Genomic DNA, 15,866 nt, shown 5'->3' with positions numbered 1-15,866 from the left:
ATAGGTGATGTCTCCTAATCTTTAACAACGGAGGCACTCGATCCTGCTGTGGGCATGACATATGCCTTAGATGCTCGTCATCGGTAGTGGGATGTGAGGACGGGTTTGATGCCCATTTTACGTAAGAATAGTGATGTTTTAAAAAGGGGGAGGAGCGTTGACTTACGCCCAAAGATTATCAATCATCGTGGCACTAGATTCATATCTCATCTTAGTTGCCGTCTTTTTTGGCTTTCAATTTGTCCAAGAGGCGGCGTTAACCGTATATACATTTGAAATGCTCGTCATTTCTTCGCTCAGTCTGCTTATCGGGCACCATTTGTTTTCGTATATTTTTCACGTGTACAAGCAAGTATGGGCCTATACAGGGGTTAGAGAGCTATTTTCTTTAATGAAGACCTTTGCGTGTTCATTTTTATTTTCCATGACGATGCTGTACATTTTTGTGCAGACATGGCCATTTCGCTTTTTATTTATTGTCTGGCTTTTCCATGTGTTATTCATCGGTGCATCACGTATGGCATCCAGGCTGTTTCATGATGGTGCCAAGCGGTTTCAAGTTGAAAAGGAGCGGGCACTAATCATTGGCGCTGGATCAGCCGGGACCATTATCGTTCGTCAGCTTCAGCAGTCGAGTGATGTACATATTGAGCCGGTCGCTTTCATTGATGATGACAAAACAAAGCATAAGCTTGAAATTATGGGGCTGCCTGTTCTTGGGGGAAAAGAACATATTCAAACGGCTGTTGCGATGATGGATATTCAAAAAATCATTATCGCCATTCCATCCAAAAGCAGTCACACATTAAAAGGACTATATAAGGAATGTGTAGCGACTGGAATCAAAACACAGATTATGCCGGAAATGGAACAGATTTTAAAAGGAACCCACGCGCTGAATCAATTGCGGGATGTACAGCCAGAGGATTTGCTTGGAAGAGAGCCGATTCAATTAGATACAAGCCGTCTATCCGTTCACCTAAAAGGAAAAACGATTATGGTGACAGGAGCTGGCGGGTCTATCGGGTCAGAAATCTGTCGTCAAATTTGTGTATTTTCCCCTCGGGCGATTGTGCTTGTGGGACATGGAGAATTTAGCATTCATTCTATTTTACTAGAGCTGAAAGAATTGTATGGAGACAGCATTAGCCTATATCCACAAATTGCGGATATTCAAGATAAACAAAAAATGAGTGAAATCGTTGGTCATTTTCAGCCGGATATGATTTATCATGCCGCCGCGCATAAACATGTCCCGCTCATGGAAATCAGCCCGAAAGAAGCGGTGAAAAACAATATTATCGGGACAAAAAATGTGGCAGAAGCTGCACATGAGCACGGAGTTGAAACATTTGTCCTCATCTCATCTGACAAAGCGGTCAACCCTGCCAATGTGATGGGAGCGACAAAGCGGTTTGCTGAAATGGTGATTATGCAAATGGGGGCAAGCAGTGAAACGAAATTTGTCGCCGTCCGGTTTGGGAATGTACTCGGAAGCAGGGGCAGTGTCATTCCGATCTTTAAAAAACAAATTGAAAAAGGCGGGCCAGTGACTGTCACGCATCCAGCCATGACAAGATATTTTATGACGATACCAGAAGCATCAAGGCTTGTCATTCAAGCTGGTGCACTAGCAGAAGGAAGGCAGATCTTTGTTTTAGACATGGGGGAGCCAGTCAAAATTGTCGACCTCGCAGAAAACCTCATTCACCTCTCAGGCTACACCACAGATCAGATTCCAATCACATTTACGGGGATTCGTCCCGGAGAGAAAATGTACGAGGAGTTACTCAACCAGCATGAAAAAGCACAGGAGCAAATTTTCCCGAAAATCCATATCGGCCATGCCTTGGATGGTGATCCGTATGTGCTGAACCGCTTTATTCACGAATTTAATATGATGAGTGACGATCAATTAAGACAGGCCTTGTTTGCCGCCATTGAGTCGCATGATGTATTGCCTGAACCGATGCAACGAGAGGAGGAGCCACTTGCTAATGAAGAAAAAAGTCTTGTTTTGCGCAACGGTTGATTATCATTTTAAGGCATTCCATCTCCCGTATTTCAGATGGTTTCAGGAACAAGGATGGGAAGTGCATACAGCGGCAAATGGCCAGCTGGAGCTACCGTATGTGGATCAAGCGCATTCCATTCCGATTCAGCGTTCCCCTTTTCATTTGCACAACCGGCTTGCTTATGTGGAGCTGAAAAAGCTGTTAGAAAAAGAGCATTATCAGTTCATCCATTGTCACACACCGATGGGGAGTGTCATTGGCAGGCTAGCGGCCAAAGGGACGCGCAAAAAAGGGACGAAAGTTCTTTACACAGCGCATGGGTTTCACTTTTGGAAGGGGGCACCGCTTCAAAATTGGCTGCTTTATTATCCAGTTGAGAGGTGGCTCGTTCAATATACGGATGCACTCATCACCATTAATGGAGAAGACTATGAAAGAGCCGATCGTCTGTCAAAAGAGAAGGTGGCTGTGCATTATGTTCCCGGTATGGGTGTCGATATGAAGCGATTTGCACCAGTTGATGACAAAGAAAAAGACCGCCTTCGTAAAGCATATGGTTTTACCACGCAAGATTTTATCGTGCTGTGTGCGGGTGAATTAAATGACAATAAAAATCAAGGAATGCTCATCAAAGCTTGCGCTCAGGTGTATCGGAATATACCACATGTGAAAATTGTATTTGCTGGAGAAGGGACAAGTCGGTCGTCCTATGAAAAGCTGGTCTGTCAGCTGAATCTTGAGGAACATGTACAGTTTGCGGGATTTTGCAAACACATCGAAGATTGGATGCATATGAGCGATGTATGTGTATCAACCAGCTTGAGAGAAGGACTTGGGATGAATCTTCTTGAAGCGATGTCTGCTGAAAAGCCGGTGATTGCAACAGAAAATAGAGGGCATTGTGAGCTCGTCAAACATGGAGTGAACGGCTTTTTAGTCAAACCGCATGATGTGAATGGTTTAGCCGTTTATTTACAGCAGCTCTATCATAAAAAGGACCAGCTTCACCTAATGGGGAAAGCGGGACGTTCTATGGCTCACGCATTTGCACAGGAGCAGACGGTAAGTGCAATGGAGGAAATTTACACAACGTATATGGATCAAAAAGAGAAGGTGATGTGAGCATGCGTCAGCCGAAAGTATCGATTATCATGGGTGTTTACAATTGCCAAGAGACAGTAGAAGAAAGCATTGAATCGATTCTTCGTCAAACCTATGAAAACTGGGAGCTCATCATATGTGATGACGCATCAACAGATGGCACCTATGAAAAAGTGCTGAACTATACCATGCATGATCCAGATAGAATTCGCCTCATTCAAAACGAACATAATCAAAGACTTGCCGCCAGTTTAAATCGTTGTCTCACTGAAGCGAATGGAGAACTGATTGCAAGACAGGATGGCGACGATATATCAGTGTCTACACGATTAGAAAAACAGGTTCATTTCCTCGAAGCGCATCCAGAATATGATGTGGTTGGTACGGCGATGACGGTGTTTGATGAGTCAGGGGCGAAAGGCGTTCGAGCACTTGTCTCAGAGCCTGATCGAAGGGTGCTAGCAAGAGGAACGCCTTTTTGTCATGGGACGATTATGATGAGAGCGTCTGCCTACAAGGCTTTAAATGGCTATCGTTCTGTAAAAACAACTAGACGGATGGAAGATATCGATCTTTGGATTCGTTTTTTTGCTGCGGGGAGAAAAGGCTTTAATCTGCAAGAGCCCTTATACCTTGTAAGGGAGGATGAAGCGGCCTTTCAGCGCCGGAAATTCCGATATTCAATGGACAATGCCTGGCTTGTGTTACAAGCATGCAAGCAATTAAAATTGTCGCCGTTTGATTATCTCTTTGCGCTTAAGCCGGTCATCCGTGCCTGTATGTCACCAAAGATCATGAGGTTTTATCATCAGCGGAAACTTGGAAAATCTATGGTGAAAAGGAGGACGATTCGGGATGAGTGAGCCAAAGCGTGTACTTCATGTTGTGGGCGGAATGAACAGAGGCGGAGCAGAAACGATGATCATGAATATCTATCGTGCAATCGACCGGAATGTTCTTCAATTTGATTTCATTACCCACCGGGAGGATGTCTGTAATTACGATGAGGAAATTCGTCAGCTTGGCGGGCGGATTTTTTATGTCCCAAGTATTGGAGCATCCTCTCCATGGACGTTTGTCAAAACGTTGACGAAGACGATCAAGCAAACGGGACCTTATCAGGCGGTGCATGCACATACAGATTTTCAAACGGGCTTTTCTGCCCTTGCTGCGAAACTAGCAGGTGTAAAGATACGCATTTGCCATTCACATAATACGGCTTGGAAACAGTCTCCTAGCCGGGTTGATCATTTGTTGCTCAAAGGATTCCGTCAATTGATCTTTGCCTTTTCTACGCAGCTCGTTGCATGCGGTGAAGATGCCGGTGCCTTTTTATTTGGACAAAAAAGAATGCACGATGGACGAGTGGACATTTTGCCAAATGGGATTGATTTGGACCTTTTTTTTCAGTTGGAGCCAGAAGCGAAGGTGAAGATGAAAAAAGACCTCCATCTTCACGAGAGAAAACTGATCATTGGACATATTGGCCGATTTCATGAGCAGAAAAACCATGTTTTTTTCATCGAATTAGCGCAGACACTGAAAAAACAAGGGGTCTCCTTTCAGCTAGTTCTCATAGGAGATGGGCCGCTCCGGCCGGTGGTTGAATCGTATGCAGTGAAAGCAGGATTAATGGAAGACATTGTGTTTACGGGCGTTGTCTCAGAGGTTCCGCAGTATATGAAAGCATTTGATGTGTTTGTGATGCCGTCTTTGTTTGAAGGTCTTCCTCTCGTATTAGTGGAAGCGCAGGCATCTGGACTCCCATGTGTGATTTCAGATCATATCACAAAGGAAGTCGATTTAGGTTGTGGGCTTGTGAAACGGAAATCCTTGCAAGATTCAGCACATGAGTGGATGAAAGCCATACTAGAAGCCTACCATGCAGACCCTCCTCTTCAGGAGACCATTATTTCTCAGCTTGGCCTTAGAGGATTTGATGTGAAACAGAACATCACCCGTGTGATGAATGTGTATGGATTGTAAGGAAGGATTGGCAGATGGCGGTATATTTGGTGAACATGATCATGGTCTATTTATGGTCGAGCTTTGCTGCATTTTATGGCAGACGTGATGATACCATACAAAGCGGCTGGCGGCCGAACAAGCTTCTGGTGTTTTTTCCATTTTTATTTCTTTGTATTGTGGCGGGCATACGCTACAAAGTAGGAACTGATTTTGTAACCTATGGACAAATGTATGAGTTCTCCGTCAACTATGACAAGCCTTGGCATATTTTCGGATTCGGTGTAGACAAGGCCGCCACTGATCCGGGCTTTACATTGATCTTATGGATGCTCAATCAACTGTCACATGAGCCGCAAATCATGTATATCACAGTTGGGATTATCACCTATTTTTTTATTATCAAAACACTTGTGCGATATGGACGGCCATTTGAGCTTAGTATGCTGCTATTTCTCGGCACATTTCATTATTACGCTTCGTTTAATGGCATGCGGCAGTATATGGTGGCAGCGATTCTTTTTTATGCCATCCAGTTTGTCATCAAAGGTCAGTGGAAATGGTATTTTCCGCTCGTGCTTGTATGCGCGCTATTTCATTCCTCGGCACTCATTATGATTCCAGTCTATTTCATCGTCAGAACAAAGGCATGGTCTTGGATGATGCTTGTGTTATGTATGATTTTTCTAGGCTTAACCGCTCTGTATGACCGCTTTGTCTCCGTGTTTGTGGTGATGCTGCAAGGGAGTTCTTATGGTCATTACGAGGAGTGGCTGACAACGAATACGAATGGAATGAATGTGACGAAAATTGGTGTCTTGATTTTGCCGTTATTGCTTGCGTTCTTTTGTCGAAAACGACTTCGTGAGCTGACCCCAGAGAGTGATTATATTGTGAATTTTTGCTTGCTTGGATTTTTGTTTGGCATCCTTGCAACGAAGGATGTCATTTATGCAAGATTTCATATTTACTTTGGTCTGTATCAGCTCATTTTACTGCCTTATTTCACACGGATTTTTGATCAGCGAACCAATTTCTTTATGTATATCGGAATTGCGGTTTGCTATATTTTGTACAGCATCATGCTGATGCCGTTTGATTCTTCTGTTTTACCGTACCGAACGATTTTTACAAAGTAGATTTGAAGAAAGGTGGGGCTTGCTGTCATGCCAGCTATCAGTCTATTGGTCGCAGTCTATAACACTAGTCAATATGTGGAGCAGTGTCTTCAATCGATTGCAGACCAAAGCTTTTCAGATATAGAGGTCATCCTCATTAACGATGGATCTACCGATCACAGTGGAGACATCCTTGAAGCGTTTGCTGCGCGTGATGAGCGATTTCGGGTGATTCACCAAACCAATCAAGGGCTGGGAGCGGTGAGGAACAGGGGCATAGAAGAAGCAACAGGAACGTATCTTGCCTTTGTTGATTCAGACGATGTTCTCGCTCCTCAATACTGTGAGGCTTTATATCAAGAAGCCGAAAATACCGGTGCCGATCTTGTTGTCAGTGAATATTGGATTCAGTTTGAACAGTCAAAACGGATCATACCGACGACGCTGTTAGCTCAGCAGGAAGCCGATAAGACAAGTTTAATAGAATCGTTATTACATGGTGAGATCACGGGATTCTCATGGAATAAGCTGTATCGGCGGGCATTTATCAAAAAGCATCATATCCGTTTTCCGTTGAGAGGTGAGCTTGAGAATATTGAAGATCAATATGTCACGCTGCGCTGTTTTTCTTTATCACGTGTCATTGCCTTTGTTCATGAGCCGCTTTATTATTACCGGGTTCATTTGTCATCCATTGTCCAGCGATATCAAAAGCAGTATTTTCAACATGGACTGGCGTTTTATGATGCGCAGCGTGTGTTTTTAAAAGAGCATGATGAGCTGACACCTTATGAGAAGGCTTTTTATTTTTTTATCGTGAATCATACGCTGCATTGTATGCTCAATGAATGGAAGAGCCAAAATTCCCTTTCCTTTCAAAAAAAGCTTGGTCATATGCGTGAAATGGTGACACATGAAGCTTTTCAGAAGGCTGTGAAACAAGTGGAACCATCGAAGCTGACTGTGCGAAAGCGAATGATCTTATTCCTTGCTAGGATGCAGTGGGTGTATCCGCTCTCTGCCGCAGCTTCAAGCTATCAAAAATGGATTGAATATCAAACGAGAAAATCGGGGTGATGAGTGTGACATTGCAGCAATTAAAAGCACATGCCGCAGAGTGGCTGCTCTTAAAGGTCAAGTATCCACTTCAATATAGGTTGAGCCGCCAAAGACTGCCAGAGCTGCGTCATCAGAAAAAAATCATTCTCACGCTGCTACCGGCACATGACAACTTAGGTGATCATGCGATTGCCTATGCTAGCTTCTGTTTTTTACAAAAGCACTTTCCAGACTATCAAATCATAGAAGTAGACATGCAGGAGATGTATCGTCTAGCACGTCCGCTGAAGCACGCACGGCACCCAGAGGACATTGTCTTTATTATCGGCGGGGGCAACATGGGCGATTTATATCGATATGAAGAATGGACAAGACAATTTATCATGAACGCCTTTAAGTCTTATCCCGTCATTCAGCTGCCCGCTACTGCTCATTTTACAGAAACAAAGAGAGGGAAAAGAGAAGAACGCCGCGCTATTCAAGCATATCAGCAACACCCGAGGCTTCTCTTGATGGCAAGAGATCAAACCACCTATCAATGGATGAAGAAGCATTTTCCTAATAAAGAGGTGTGGAAACAGCCTGATATGGTCCTGACATTAGACGAAACATCAAAGAGTCAAACCCGTAAAGGAGTGCTGCTTTGTCTGCGTGAGGATAAGGAGGCATATCTCACGAAAGAGAAACGAGAACAACTGCAGGAGCATATCAAAGAAACGTATGATCAAGTTGGTTTTATCACAACGACCATTGGTAAGCGAGTGAATCGAACGACTCGTTTAAAGGAATTATCCACGTTATGGTCGCAGTTGAGACAGGCACAAGTCGTCGTGACAGATCGACTGCATGGCATGATCTTTTGTGCGATCACACATACACCGTGTGTTGTCATCAGGTCGTTTGATCATAAAGTCATGGAAGGATATGAATGGGTAGCGCACTTGCCGTTTATGACCCTTTTGAAGGAACCAACGGAGGAAGCGGTGAAAAAGGCCATTCATCAGCATATGAAAACAAGCGGACAAAAGGGAGAGGAAGTTGGATGAAGGCCCTTAAACACTGCGTGAAATCACCATGAACCGTGCGTTTCTTTACAATGTCAGTGCAAATGTGATGACGTTTTTCTTGATGATGCTGATGTCTGTTTGTTTAACGCCTTACATTGTTCATACACTTGGAGTGGAAGCGTTTGGTCTGATTCATCTGACGCAAAATATGATCAATTATTTATCGGTCATTACGGCTTCATTAAGTGCTGTGGTGGTGCGTTTTTTTTCTGTTGCGGCTCATAAAGGTGAGATGGAACAAGCGCAGCGCTATCTCGCTTCCTATTTTGTCAGTTCTCTTTTTTTATCCATCTGTCTTTTTTTACTTTGTCTATTCATGTCTCAGCAGCTGGTTGAATGGCTCCATGTGCCTGCTCATCTTGCAAAAGATACACAGATCGCCTTTGTGTTAGGGGGTCTTTTATTTATGCTCAATTTCGTCATGTCTGGTATTGGGGCGGCACCGTTTTATGCGAACAAATTATATGTGTCGAGTGTTGGACAGGCCATTCAGATGTTTGGCAGGGCGCTTGTGATTGTACTGTTATTTACTGTGACGACACCAGCCATTTGGCATATTCCGCTTGCAGCCGTTATGGGGAGTTTCGCCGCTTTGGGAATGGGTCTCTATTATTTTAAGAAACTCATTCCTTGGTTTTCGTTTAAGTGGCGGTACGTTTCTTTATCTTCAAGTCTCACGCTGGTTCGATCAGGGGTGTGGCATTCATTTGAGCAAATGGGCATTTTGTTGTTTTTACAAATCGATTTATTGATGACCAACTTACTGATTGGGGCAGAAGCGACTGGACAGTATGCCGCCATTTTACAATTTCCATTATTATTGCGCACCCTTGCAGGGACACTTGCGGTTGTGTTTGCGCCAACGATCACAAAATTATATTCAAATCAAGACGAGCAGGGGCTCATTCAATACGCCGCCAATGCCATGAAATGGAGCGGTTTATTTGTGGCATTCCCCGCGGCTCTGTTAGGAGGTCTTGCCGGTCCGCTCATGCTGTTATGGCTTGGACCAGCCTTTGAGGAGCTAAAATGGCTGCTGATGATTCATGCGGCTTATTTGTGTTTCACGTTGATGTTTTTACCGCTGACCTATGTACCGACTGCCTTTAACCGATTTAAAGTGCCGGCGGTTGTGACACTCATATTAGGCGGTTCCAATGTCCTGTTAGCCTATGGATTGACTCACCTACTTCAGCTTGGGTTATATGGCGTTGCATCAGCAGGGGCCGTTGTTTTATTGATGAAAAATATCGTTTTTCTCCCATTGTATACAGCCAAGATCACGAAACAGAAAAGTACCATCTTTTACAAACATACAGTCGTTCCGCTGTTTGGGGCTCTGTTCATATGGGGGATCTGTGCCGGCATTCAGGCTGTGTATGATGTGACGAGATGGTGGGAGCTATTTTGTATTGGCGGAATATGTTTCGTTCTCTACTTAGGCTATTTGTATCAATTTGCAGGAACAAAACAAGAGCGGATACAGCTCATGCGTAAGGTGAAACAAGCTGCTATTGAACGCTCTGTCTCTCGCTAGTGTGGAAAGGAGAAGCAATGATGAAAAGAATAATAGATGTGGTCGTGGCTTTGACCCTGCTCATCGCAGGCAGCCCCCTTTTCCTTCTCATCTATGGACTCATTCGGTGGAAAATCGGAGCGCCTGTGGTGTTTCGACAAGAACGGCCTGGTCTATACGGACAGCCGTTTATGCTTTATAAATTTCGGACGATGACCGAGGAACGCGATGAACATGGCGTACTGCTTCCAGACCATCTTCGATTAACAAAAACCGGCGCCTTTATTCGTAAGCTCAGTCTTGATGAATTGCCGCAGCTTGTCAATGTACTCAAAGGGGAAATCAGTCTCGTTGGACCAAGACCGCTTTTAATGGAGTATTTACAAATGTACACAGAGGAGCAAGCGAAGCGTCATCTTGTGAAGCCTGGTATCACTGGATGGGCCCAGGTGAATGGGAGGAATACTCTCTCTTGGGAGGAGAAATTCACCTATGACCTCTGGTATGTAGAGCACCAATCGTTTTGGCTCGATATGAAAATCTTATGGATGACCTTGCTGAAAGTCATCAAAACAGAAGGGGTGCAGCAGCCAAATCATGCAACAGCTGAAAAATTCAAAGGAACCGATACGTAAAGAGCAGCCCATTGGCTTAATAGGGGCTGGCGGACACAGCAAGGTCATTCAGGAGTTGATTTTTTTGCATCCTGATTACTCATTGTGCGCTGTATTAGACGATCGATTTGAGGAGGCTGACCCTCAAAACGGCACTTTGTATGGTCCGATTTCTATGAGTCAAAAGGTAAGAGATGAAATACCTGATATGCAATGGCTGATTGCCATTGGGCAAAACGAAATCAGACAGAGGATCAAAGAACGTCTCGCATTTGAAGAGAGGGCATTTGCCACACTGATTCATCCAGAGGCAGTTGTGAGCTCGTCAACGAAGGTTGGCCGAGGAACGGTTGTGATGGCAAGGGCTGTTGTGCAAGCAGATGCAGTGATTGGTGAGCATGCCATTATCAACACCGGTTCTATCGTGGAGCATGACTGCTTTCTCGAATCCTTTACGCACCTATCCCCGGGAGCCGTGCTCACCGGCTGTGTCTCTGTGCGAGAGGGTGCTCATATTGGAGCTGGGGCTGCTGTCATACCTGGCAGAACCATTGGAAGCTGGGCAGTGATCGGCGCAGGAGCGGCAGTGACCCGAGATATACATGATCAGAAAGTCGCCGTAGGCGTTCCTGCAATTGAGATCAAAGATCGAAGAGAAGGTGGGAAATCATGAGAGACAGGAAACGAATCTACTTATCTCCTCCTCATATGAGTGGAAAAGAACAGAAGAAAATAGAGGAGGCATTTAAAAGCAATTGGATTGCACCATTAGGACCGCTTGTAAATGAATTTGAGCAAGTGGTCGCGGATTATGCAGGCGTGAAGAGTGGAGCGGCATTGTCTTCAGGAACAGCAGCCATTCACCTTGCCTTAAAACTCATTGGCGTTCAAAAGGGAGATATGGTCTTTTGTTCCACTCTCACATTTGTTGCCAGTGCAAATCCTATTTTATATGAACAAGCGACGCCTGTTTTTATTGATTCAGAAAAAGAGACATGGAATATGTGTCCGCTGGCGTTAGAGAAAGCCTTCGCTGAAACAAAACGACTTGGGAAAAGACCCCGTGCGGTTATTGTCGTTCATTTATACGGACAAAGTGCGAAAATGGATGAAATCATAGCGGTGTGTGAGGCATATGATGTGCCAATCATTGAAGATGCGGCTGAATCGTTAGGCAGTATATACAAAGGAAGAAAAAGCGGTTCAATGGGCAGGTTCGGTGTTTACTCTTTTAACGGAAATAAAATCATTACAACATCAGGAGGCGGAATGCTTGTCAGTGATGATGAAGCAGCCATCGACCGCTGCCGATTTCTCGCGTCACAGGCAAGAGAACATGCCCTACACTATGAACATCAAGAGGAGGGATATAACTATCGGATGAGCAACCTGCTCGCAGGTGTGGGAATTGCACAAATGGAAGTGTTAGAGGAGCGTGTTCAGCAAAAACGCCGCATTTTCGAGCGTTATCAAGATGCTTTAGCCGATATTGAAGGCCTTCAATTTATGCCAGAATATCAAGAAACCACATCAAACCGCTGGCTGACCACATTCACCATTGATCATCATGTACAGATGTCTCCAGTAGAGATGATAGATGCTTTAGAACAAAAGCAGATCGAAGCAAGGCGTGTATGGAAGCCACTGCATCAGCAGCCGCTCTTTCATGGTTGTCCTTTTTATACAACAGCCGATGAAGTCCCTGCATCTGAGTTGTTATTTGAGACAGGTCTTTGCCTGCCATCTGGTACAAGCATGACAGACGCAGAACAGGAGCTTGTCATTGATACATTGTACAGCGCCCTGCAAAAGAAAGCATTATCCTCCACATAGGCTGCTCGTTCATCAGCAGCCTGCCTCTCTTTTTAACAAATCCCTTAATTTATGGAATAATAAGGAATATGCATTGTCATTTCTTATCAAATATGATATTGACAACAGAGTCCTTCCTCCTTAAAATGAAAATGATTATCAGCATCAATTAGGGGGAGCAACTTATGTCTATTTGGAATAAATTTCTGAAAATTAAAATAAATACAATATTACCTATCCTACTGATCTTCTTACTAGTAGGCTGTTCTCAAGCAAATAATGGAGCAGGTGGAGACAAGGATCATCCCGATATGATCACCATGGCATGGCCAAGAGATATTGGCGAAATGAATCCGCACATATACAATCCATCACAATTGTTTGCCCAATCCATGATTTACGAACCATTGGTGAGCTATCAAAAAAATGGAAAGCTTAAACCTGAATTAGCAAAATCATGGGATGTTTCCAAGGATGGCAAGGTGTATACGTTCCATCTTAGAGACAATGTCACGTTCTCAGATGGATCTAAATTTAATGCGAACATTGTGAAAAAGAATTTTGATACGATTTTAAAAAACAAAGAAGTACATAGCTGGTTAGGTGTCATAAAGAAAATCAAAAAGACAGAAGCAGTGGACAAGCAAACGTTTAAACTCACATTAACTGAGCCTTATTATCCAACTGTTCAAGAGTTAGCTGTTGTGCGCCCCGTTCGTTTCCTAGGCGAAGCAGGTTTTCCGAAAAACGGAGATACATTAAAAGGAATCGAAAAACCAGTGGGGACAGGTCCTTGGGTATTAAAGACGTACAAAAAAGATGATTACGCGATTTTTGAACGAAATGACCACTACTGGGGAGAGAAACCAAAGGTCAAAGAAATCAAAGTGAAGGTCATTCCAGATGCCGAAACAAGAGTGATGGCATTTGAAAAAGGCGATGTAGATTTACTTTATGGAGAAGGAACGATTAGCCTCGATGCTTTTAAACAATTAGAGGCGAGCGGCAAGTATGAAACGAAGATGTCAGAGCCCATAGCCACTAGACAGCTTGTCATGAACACAAAAGTCGATCAGCTGTCAGATGAGAAAGTGCGTCACGCGCTTCAGTATGCGATCAATAAAACATCATTGGTGGAAGGTGTGACATCTGGCTTAGAGGATGTAGCGGATCACATCTTGCCGACAAACATGCCATATACGTCAGGCATCCGGGTGAAATCTTTCCAATATGATGTGGACAAAGCGAAGGCTTTACTGGATGAAGCAGGCTGGACGCTTCCAAAAGGAAAAACCATACGCGAAAAAGACGGAAAAACGCTTGAGTTTAGTATGATGTATGACTCAGCAGAATCGATTCAAAAAACAATGGCTGAAACACTGCAGGCAGAATGGGCAGCCATTGGGGTCGGCGTCAAACTTGAAGGTGTCGAGCTGGCGACGCAGGTTCAGCGGTTTAAAGCGAATAAATTTGATATGAACTTCTTTAGCAATTATGGAGCGCCGTATGATCCGCATACATTTATGAACGTTGTCTCATCAGATGGTTTTGGATTCAAAGAGGCGATCTCAGCGTATCCGAATAAAGATAAGCTGATCAAAGAAATGACAGAGATTCCATCAACAACTAATGAAAACAAACGCAAAGCACTTTATTCGTCCGTCTTATCTTCCTTGCAAGATCAAGGGGCGATTGTGCCAATCTCTTATTTTAAAAAGACAGCTGTTTATCAAAAAGATGTGAAGGACTTTGATTTCCCTGCGAATCGAGATGAACATCCTTTCACAGGCATCAAGCTGAAGTAACAGAAGGAAGGTAAGCAAATGAGCCGCTATATCATCAAACGAATGTTATCCATCATTCCTGTATTTCTACTAGCCACACTGTTCACAACTGGCATGATTCATCTGTCACCAGTTGATCCAGCGGAGGCATATTTAGCAGCGGCTCATATTCAGCCTACTGATGAGGTATTAGCCCAAAAACGAAGTGAATTTGGTTTAGATGAACCTTTTTACATGCAGTACCTTCATACGATTGGAAAAGTCGTCCGTCTTGATTTTGGGCGGTCGTATATGACCAATCAGCCTGTGCTTGATGAGGTGATCTATCGAATACCTGCGACGATTCAATTGGCGTTCACTAGTCTGCTGATCGCAATTTGTGTCAGTATTCCACTGGGCTTTTTCAGCGGGTTGAGAAAAAATGGCGTTGTAGATCATGTGAGCCGGATGATTTCCTTCCTAGGAGCATCTATCCCGACCTTTGTTTTGGGATATTTGCTCATCTTCTTTTTTTCAGTGAAACTCGATCTTTTACCTGTTGAAGGTGTTGGTACATGGGAACATCTTGTACTGCCATCCATTACACTGGCTGTGCCGTTAATTGCGATGTATACGAGATTATTGCGAGCGAGTGTGAGTGAGACGCTTCACGAGCCTTTTGTTCAATATGCGAGAATGAGAGGGCTAAAGGAACAATCGATTATGTTCAAACATGTCTTCAGAATGGCGATATCACCAATGCTGACAGGACTTGGCGTGAATCTTGGCAAGCTGCTCACAGGGACTATTATTGTAGAGGCTGTTTTTTCATGGCCTGGATTTGGACGATTTTTTATAGAAGCGATCTTTAACCGTGATCTGCCGGTCATTCAATTTTATGTGTTGATGGCGGCGTGTATCTTTATCTTAAGTAGCTTGATGGTTGATCTCCTTCAGCTGCTCATTGACCCCCGTATTTCTAGAAAGGAAGGCCGCCAGCCATGATGACAAAAGTAAAACACCTCTTCTATCATCAAAAGATGATCTCGATCTGTGTGGTGCTGCTCGGTCTCCTGCTCATTGTGACGGTATGTGCACCATGGATCGCTCCGCATGACCCGGCGACTGTTAATCTTGCAATGAAACTAAAGGGATCTTCATGGGAGTATCCTCTAGGCACCGACCAATTGGGAAGATGCAATTTATCTCGTATTCTATATGGTGCTCGTATTTCACTAGGCTGTGCGTTGTTAATCTTTGTTTCCTCTCTATCTATCGGTTTAATCGTAGGGCTGATATCTGGATATAAAGGCGGCTGGATCGATCACATATTGATGAGATTGTGCGACGGGGTCATGGCATTTCCGAATTTGGTACTGATCCTTGGATTAGTCGGTATTTTTGGACCGGGGCTTTCTCAAGTGGTGCTGGCTTTGATGCTTGTGCAGTGGGTGTATTATGCTCGCGTCTTTCGAGGGATGGTGCTTAGTTTAAAAGAACAAAACTTTATTGCAGCTGCGAAGATTAGCGGTACTTCCCATTGGAATATCATGAGAAAGCATATGATTCCGAATGTACTGCCGCCACTCGCAGTTGTGGGCACACTTGAAATGGGCTGGGCGATTATGGACATTTCCGCCATGTCTTTTCTAGGCTTAGGGGTTCAGCCACCTACGCCTGAATGGGGAGCGATGATCCATGAAGGAAAATCTTATATTCAAACAAATCCTCAGCTGATGCTTTATCCGGGCCTTGTGATTATGGCTGTGGTCATTCTATTCAACTTACTGGGAGAAGCCCTTTCAGAGAAATATGGCATCAAACGTCGTGTGTAAA

General features: G+C 44.0%; 14 protein-coding genes. All 14 read left to right on the top strand.

Annotated elements, in window-relative coordinates; translation table 11 throughout:
* Window positions 1–157 precede the first annotated feature (157 nt).
* Window positions 158–2,032: a polysaccharide biosynthesis protein gene (locus tag AC0VYC_RS15915; protein ID WP_024719856.1), complete on the top strand. Its 1,875-nt coding sequence runs from the start codon at window positions 158–160 to the stop codon at window positions 2,030–2,032.
* The gene (locus tag AC0VYC_RS15910; protein ID WP_327862225.1) at window positions 1,998–3,137 is read left to right on the top strand and encodes a glycosyltransferase family 4 protein; all 1,140 of its coding nucleotides are present in this window, start codon (window positions 1,998–2,000) and stop codon (window positions 3,135–3,137) included. Before AC0VYC_RS15915 ends, AC0VYC_RS15910 begins: the two co-directional genes overlap by 35 nt.
* A gap of 2 nt (window positions 3,138–3,139) precedes the next feature.
* Window positions 3,140–3,979 carry a glycosyltransferase family 2 protein gene (locus AC0VYC_RS15905; protein ID WP_475388815.1) on the top strand — a complete coding sequence of 280 codons (840 nt, stop codon included), beginning with the start codon at window positions 3,140–3,142 and terminating at the stop codon, window positions 3,977–3,979.
* Window positions 3,972–5,102, top strand: a complete 1,131-nt coding sequence (locus tag AC0VYC_RS15900; RefSeq protein WP_284725737.1) for a glycosyltransferase family 1 protein — start codon at window positions 3,972–3,974, stop codon at window positions 5,100–5,102. The genes AC0VYC_RS15905 and AC0VYC_RS15900 overlap by 8 nt, the downstream gene beginning before the upstream one ends.
* Window positions 5,103–5,116: 14 nt before the next feature.
* A complete protein-coding gene (locus tag AC0VYC_RS15895) occupies window positions 5,117–6,220 on the top strand; it encodes an EpsG family protein (protein ID WP_024719852.1) in 1,104 nt (367 codons plus the stop codon).
* A 27-nt stretch (window positions 6,221–6,247) separates the two neighbouring features.
* Complete coding sequence (locus AC0VYC_RS15890; RefSeq protein WP_335350328.1) at window positions 6,248–7,276, top strand: glycosyltransferase family 2 protein; 1,029 nt, start codon at window positions 6,248–6,250, stop codon at window positions 7,274–7,276.
* The gene (locus AC0VYC_RS15885; RefSeq protein WP_475388813.1) at window positions 7,276–8,304 is read left to right on the top strand and encodes a polysaccharide pyruvyl transferase family protein; all 1,029 of its coding nucleotides are present in this window, start codon (window positions 7,276–7,278) and stop codon (window positions 8,302–8,304) included. Before AC0VYC_RS15890 ends, AC0VYC_RS15885 begins: the two co-directional genes overlap by 1 nt.
* A 28-nt stretch (window positions 8,305–8,332) precedes the next feature.
* A complete protein-coding gene (locus AC0VYC_RS15880; protein WP_427243737.1) occupies window positions 8,333–9,862 on the top strand; it encodes an MATE family efflux transporter in 1,530 nt (509 codons plus the stop codon).
* A gap of 20 nt (window positions 9,863–9,882) precedes the next feature.
* Window positions 9,883–10,476 carry a sugar transferase gene (locus tag AC0VYC_RS15875; protein ID WP_017359198.1) on the top strand — a complete coding sequence of 198 codons (594 nt, stop codon included), beginning with the start codon at window positions 9,883–9,885 and terminating at the stop codon, window positions 10,474–10,476.
* Window positions 10,439–11,128: an acetyltransferase gene (locus AC0VYC_RS15870; protein WP_061420203.1), complete on the top strand. Its 690-nt coding sequence runs from the start codon at window positions 10,439–10,441 to the stop codon at window positions 11,126–11,128. The genes AC0VYC_RS15875 and AC0VYC_RS15870 overlap by 38 nt, the downstream gene beginning before the upstream one ends.
* A complete protein-coding gene (locus AC0VYC_RS15865; protein WP_406886281.1) occupies window positions 11,125–12,288 on the top strand; it encodes a DegT/DnrJ/EryC1/StrS family aminotransferase in 1,164 nt (387 codons plus the stop codon). Before AC0VYC_RS15870 ends, AC0VYC_RS15865 begins: the two co-directional genes overlap by 4 nt.
* Before the next feature lie 164 nt (window positions 12,289–12,452).
* Window positions 12,453–14,072 carry a nickel ABC transporter substrate-binding protein gene (nikA, locus tag AC0VYC_RS15860; RefSeq protein WP_475388812.1) on the top strand — a complete coding sequence of 540 codons (1,620 nt, stop codon included), beginning with the start codon at window positions 12,453–12,455 and terminating at the stop codon, window positions 14,070–14,072.
* Window positions 14,073–14,090: 18 nt separating this feature from the next.
* Window positions 14,091–15,035 (top strand): nickel ABC transporter permease subunit NikB, encoded by a 945-nt coding sequence (nikB, locus tag AC0VYC_RS15855; protein WP_045034029.1) that lies wholly within the window; start codon window positions 14,091–14,093, stop codon window positions 15,033–15,035.
* Window positions 15,032–15,865 (top strand): nickel ABC transporter permease subunit NikC, encoded by an 834-nt coding sequence (nikC, locus tag AC0VYC_RS15850; protein ID WP_268430580.1) that lies wholly within the window; start codon window positions 15,032–15,034, stop codon window positions 15,863–15,865. Before nikB ends, nikC begins: the two co-directional genes overlap by 4 nt.
* Window position 15,866 lies beyond the last annotated feature (1 nt).

The sequence above is a fragment of the Bacillus sp. iso_77 genome (genome assembly GCF_056173625.1).
Note: the sequence above shows the minus strand (reverse complement) of the source record. Positions and strands in the feature narration are given on the sequence as shown.

Bases quoted from the DNA above. Each gene is read 5' to 3' on its own strand.
- AC0VYC_RS15900 (WP_284725737.1), top strand. From the start codon at position 3,972: ATGAGTGAGCCAAAGCGTGTACTTCATGTTGTGGGCGGAATGAACAGA.
- nikB (WP_045034029.1), top strand. From the start codon at position 14,091: ATGAGCCGCTATATCATCAAACGAATGTTATCCATCATTCCTGTATTT.
- AC0VYC_RS15880 (WP_427243737.1), top strand. From the start codon at position 8,333: ATGAACCGTGCGTTTCTTTACAATGTCAGTGCAAATGTGATGACGTTT.
- AC0VYC_RS15875 (WP_017359198.1), top strand. From the start codon at position 9,883: ATGAAAAGAATAATAGATGTGGTCGTGGCTTTGACCCTGCTCATCGCA.
- nikC (WP_268430580.1), top strand. From the start codon at position 15,032: ATGATGACAAAAGTAAAACACCTCTTCTATCATCAAAAGATGATCTCG.
- AC0VYC_RS15895 (WP_024719852.1), top strand. From the start codon at position 5,117: ATGGCGGTATATTTGGTGAACATGATCATGGTCTATTTATGGTCGAGC.
- AC0VYC_RS15905 (WP_475388815.1), top strand. From the start codon at position 3,140: ATGCGTCAGCCGAAAGTATCGATTATCATGGGTGTTTACAATTGCCAA.
- AC0VYC_RS15865 (WP_406886281.1), top strand. From the start codon at position 11,125: ATGAGAGACAGGAAACGAATCTACTTATCTCCTCCTCATATGAGTGGA.
- AC0VYC_RS15890 (WP_335350328.1), top strand. From the start codon at position 6,248: ATGCCAGCTATCAGTCTATTGGTCGCAGTCTATAACACTAGTCAATAT.
- AC0VYC_RS15910 (WP_327862225.1), top strand. From the start codon at position 1,998: ATGAAGAAAAAAGTCTTGTTTTGCGCAACGGTTGATTATCATTTTAAG.
- AC0VYC_RS15885 (WP_475388813.1), top strand. From the start codon at position 7,276: ATGAGTGTGACATTGCAGCAATTAAAAGCACATGCCGCAGAGTGGCTG.
- nikA (WP_475388812.1), top strand. From the start codon at position 12,453: ATGTCTATTTGGAATAAATTTCTGAAAATTAAAATAAATACAATATTA.
- AC0VYC_RS15870 (WP_061420203.1), top strand. From the start codon at position 10,439: ATGCAACAGCTGAAAAATTCAAAGGAACCGATACGTAAAGAGCAGCCC.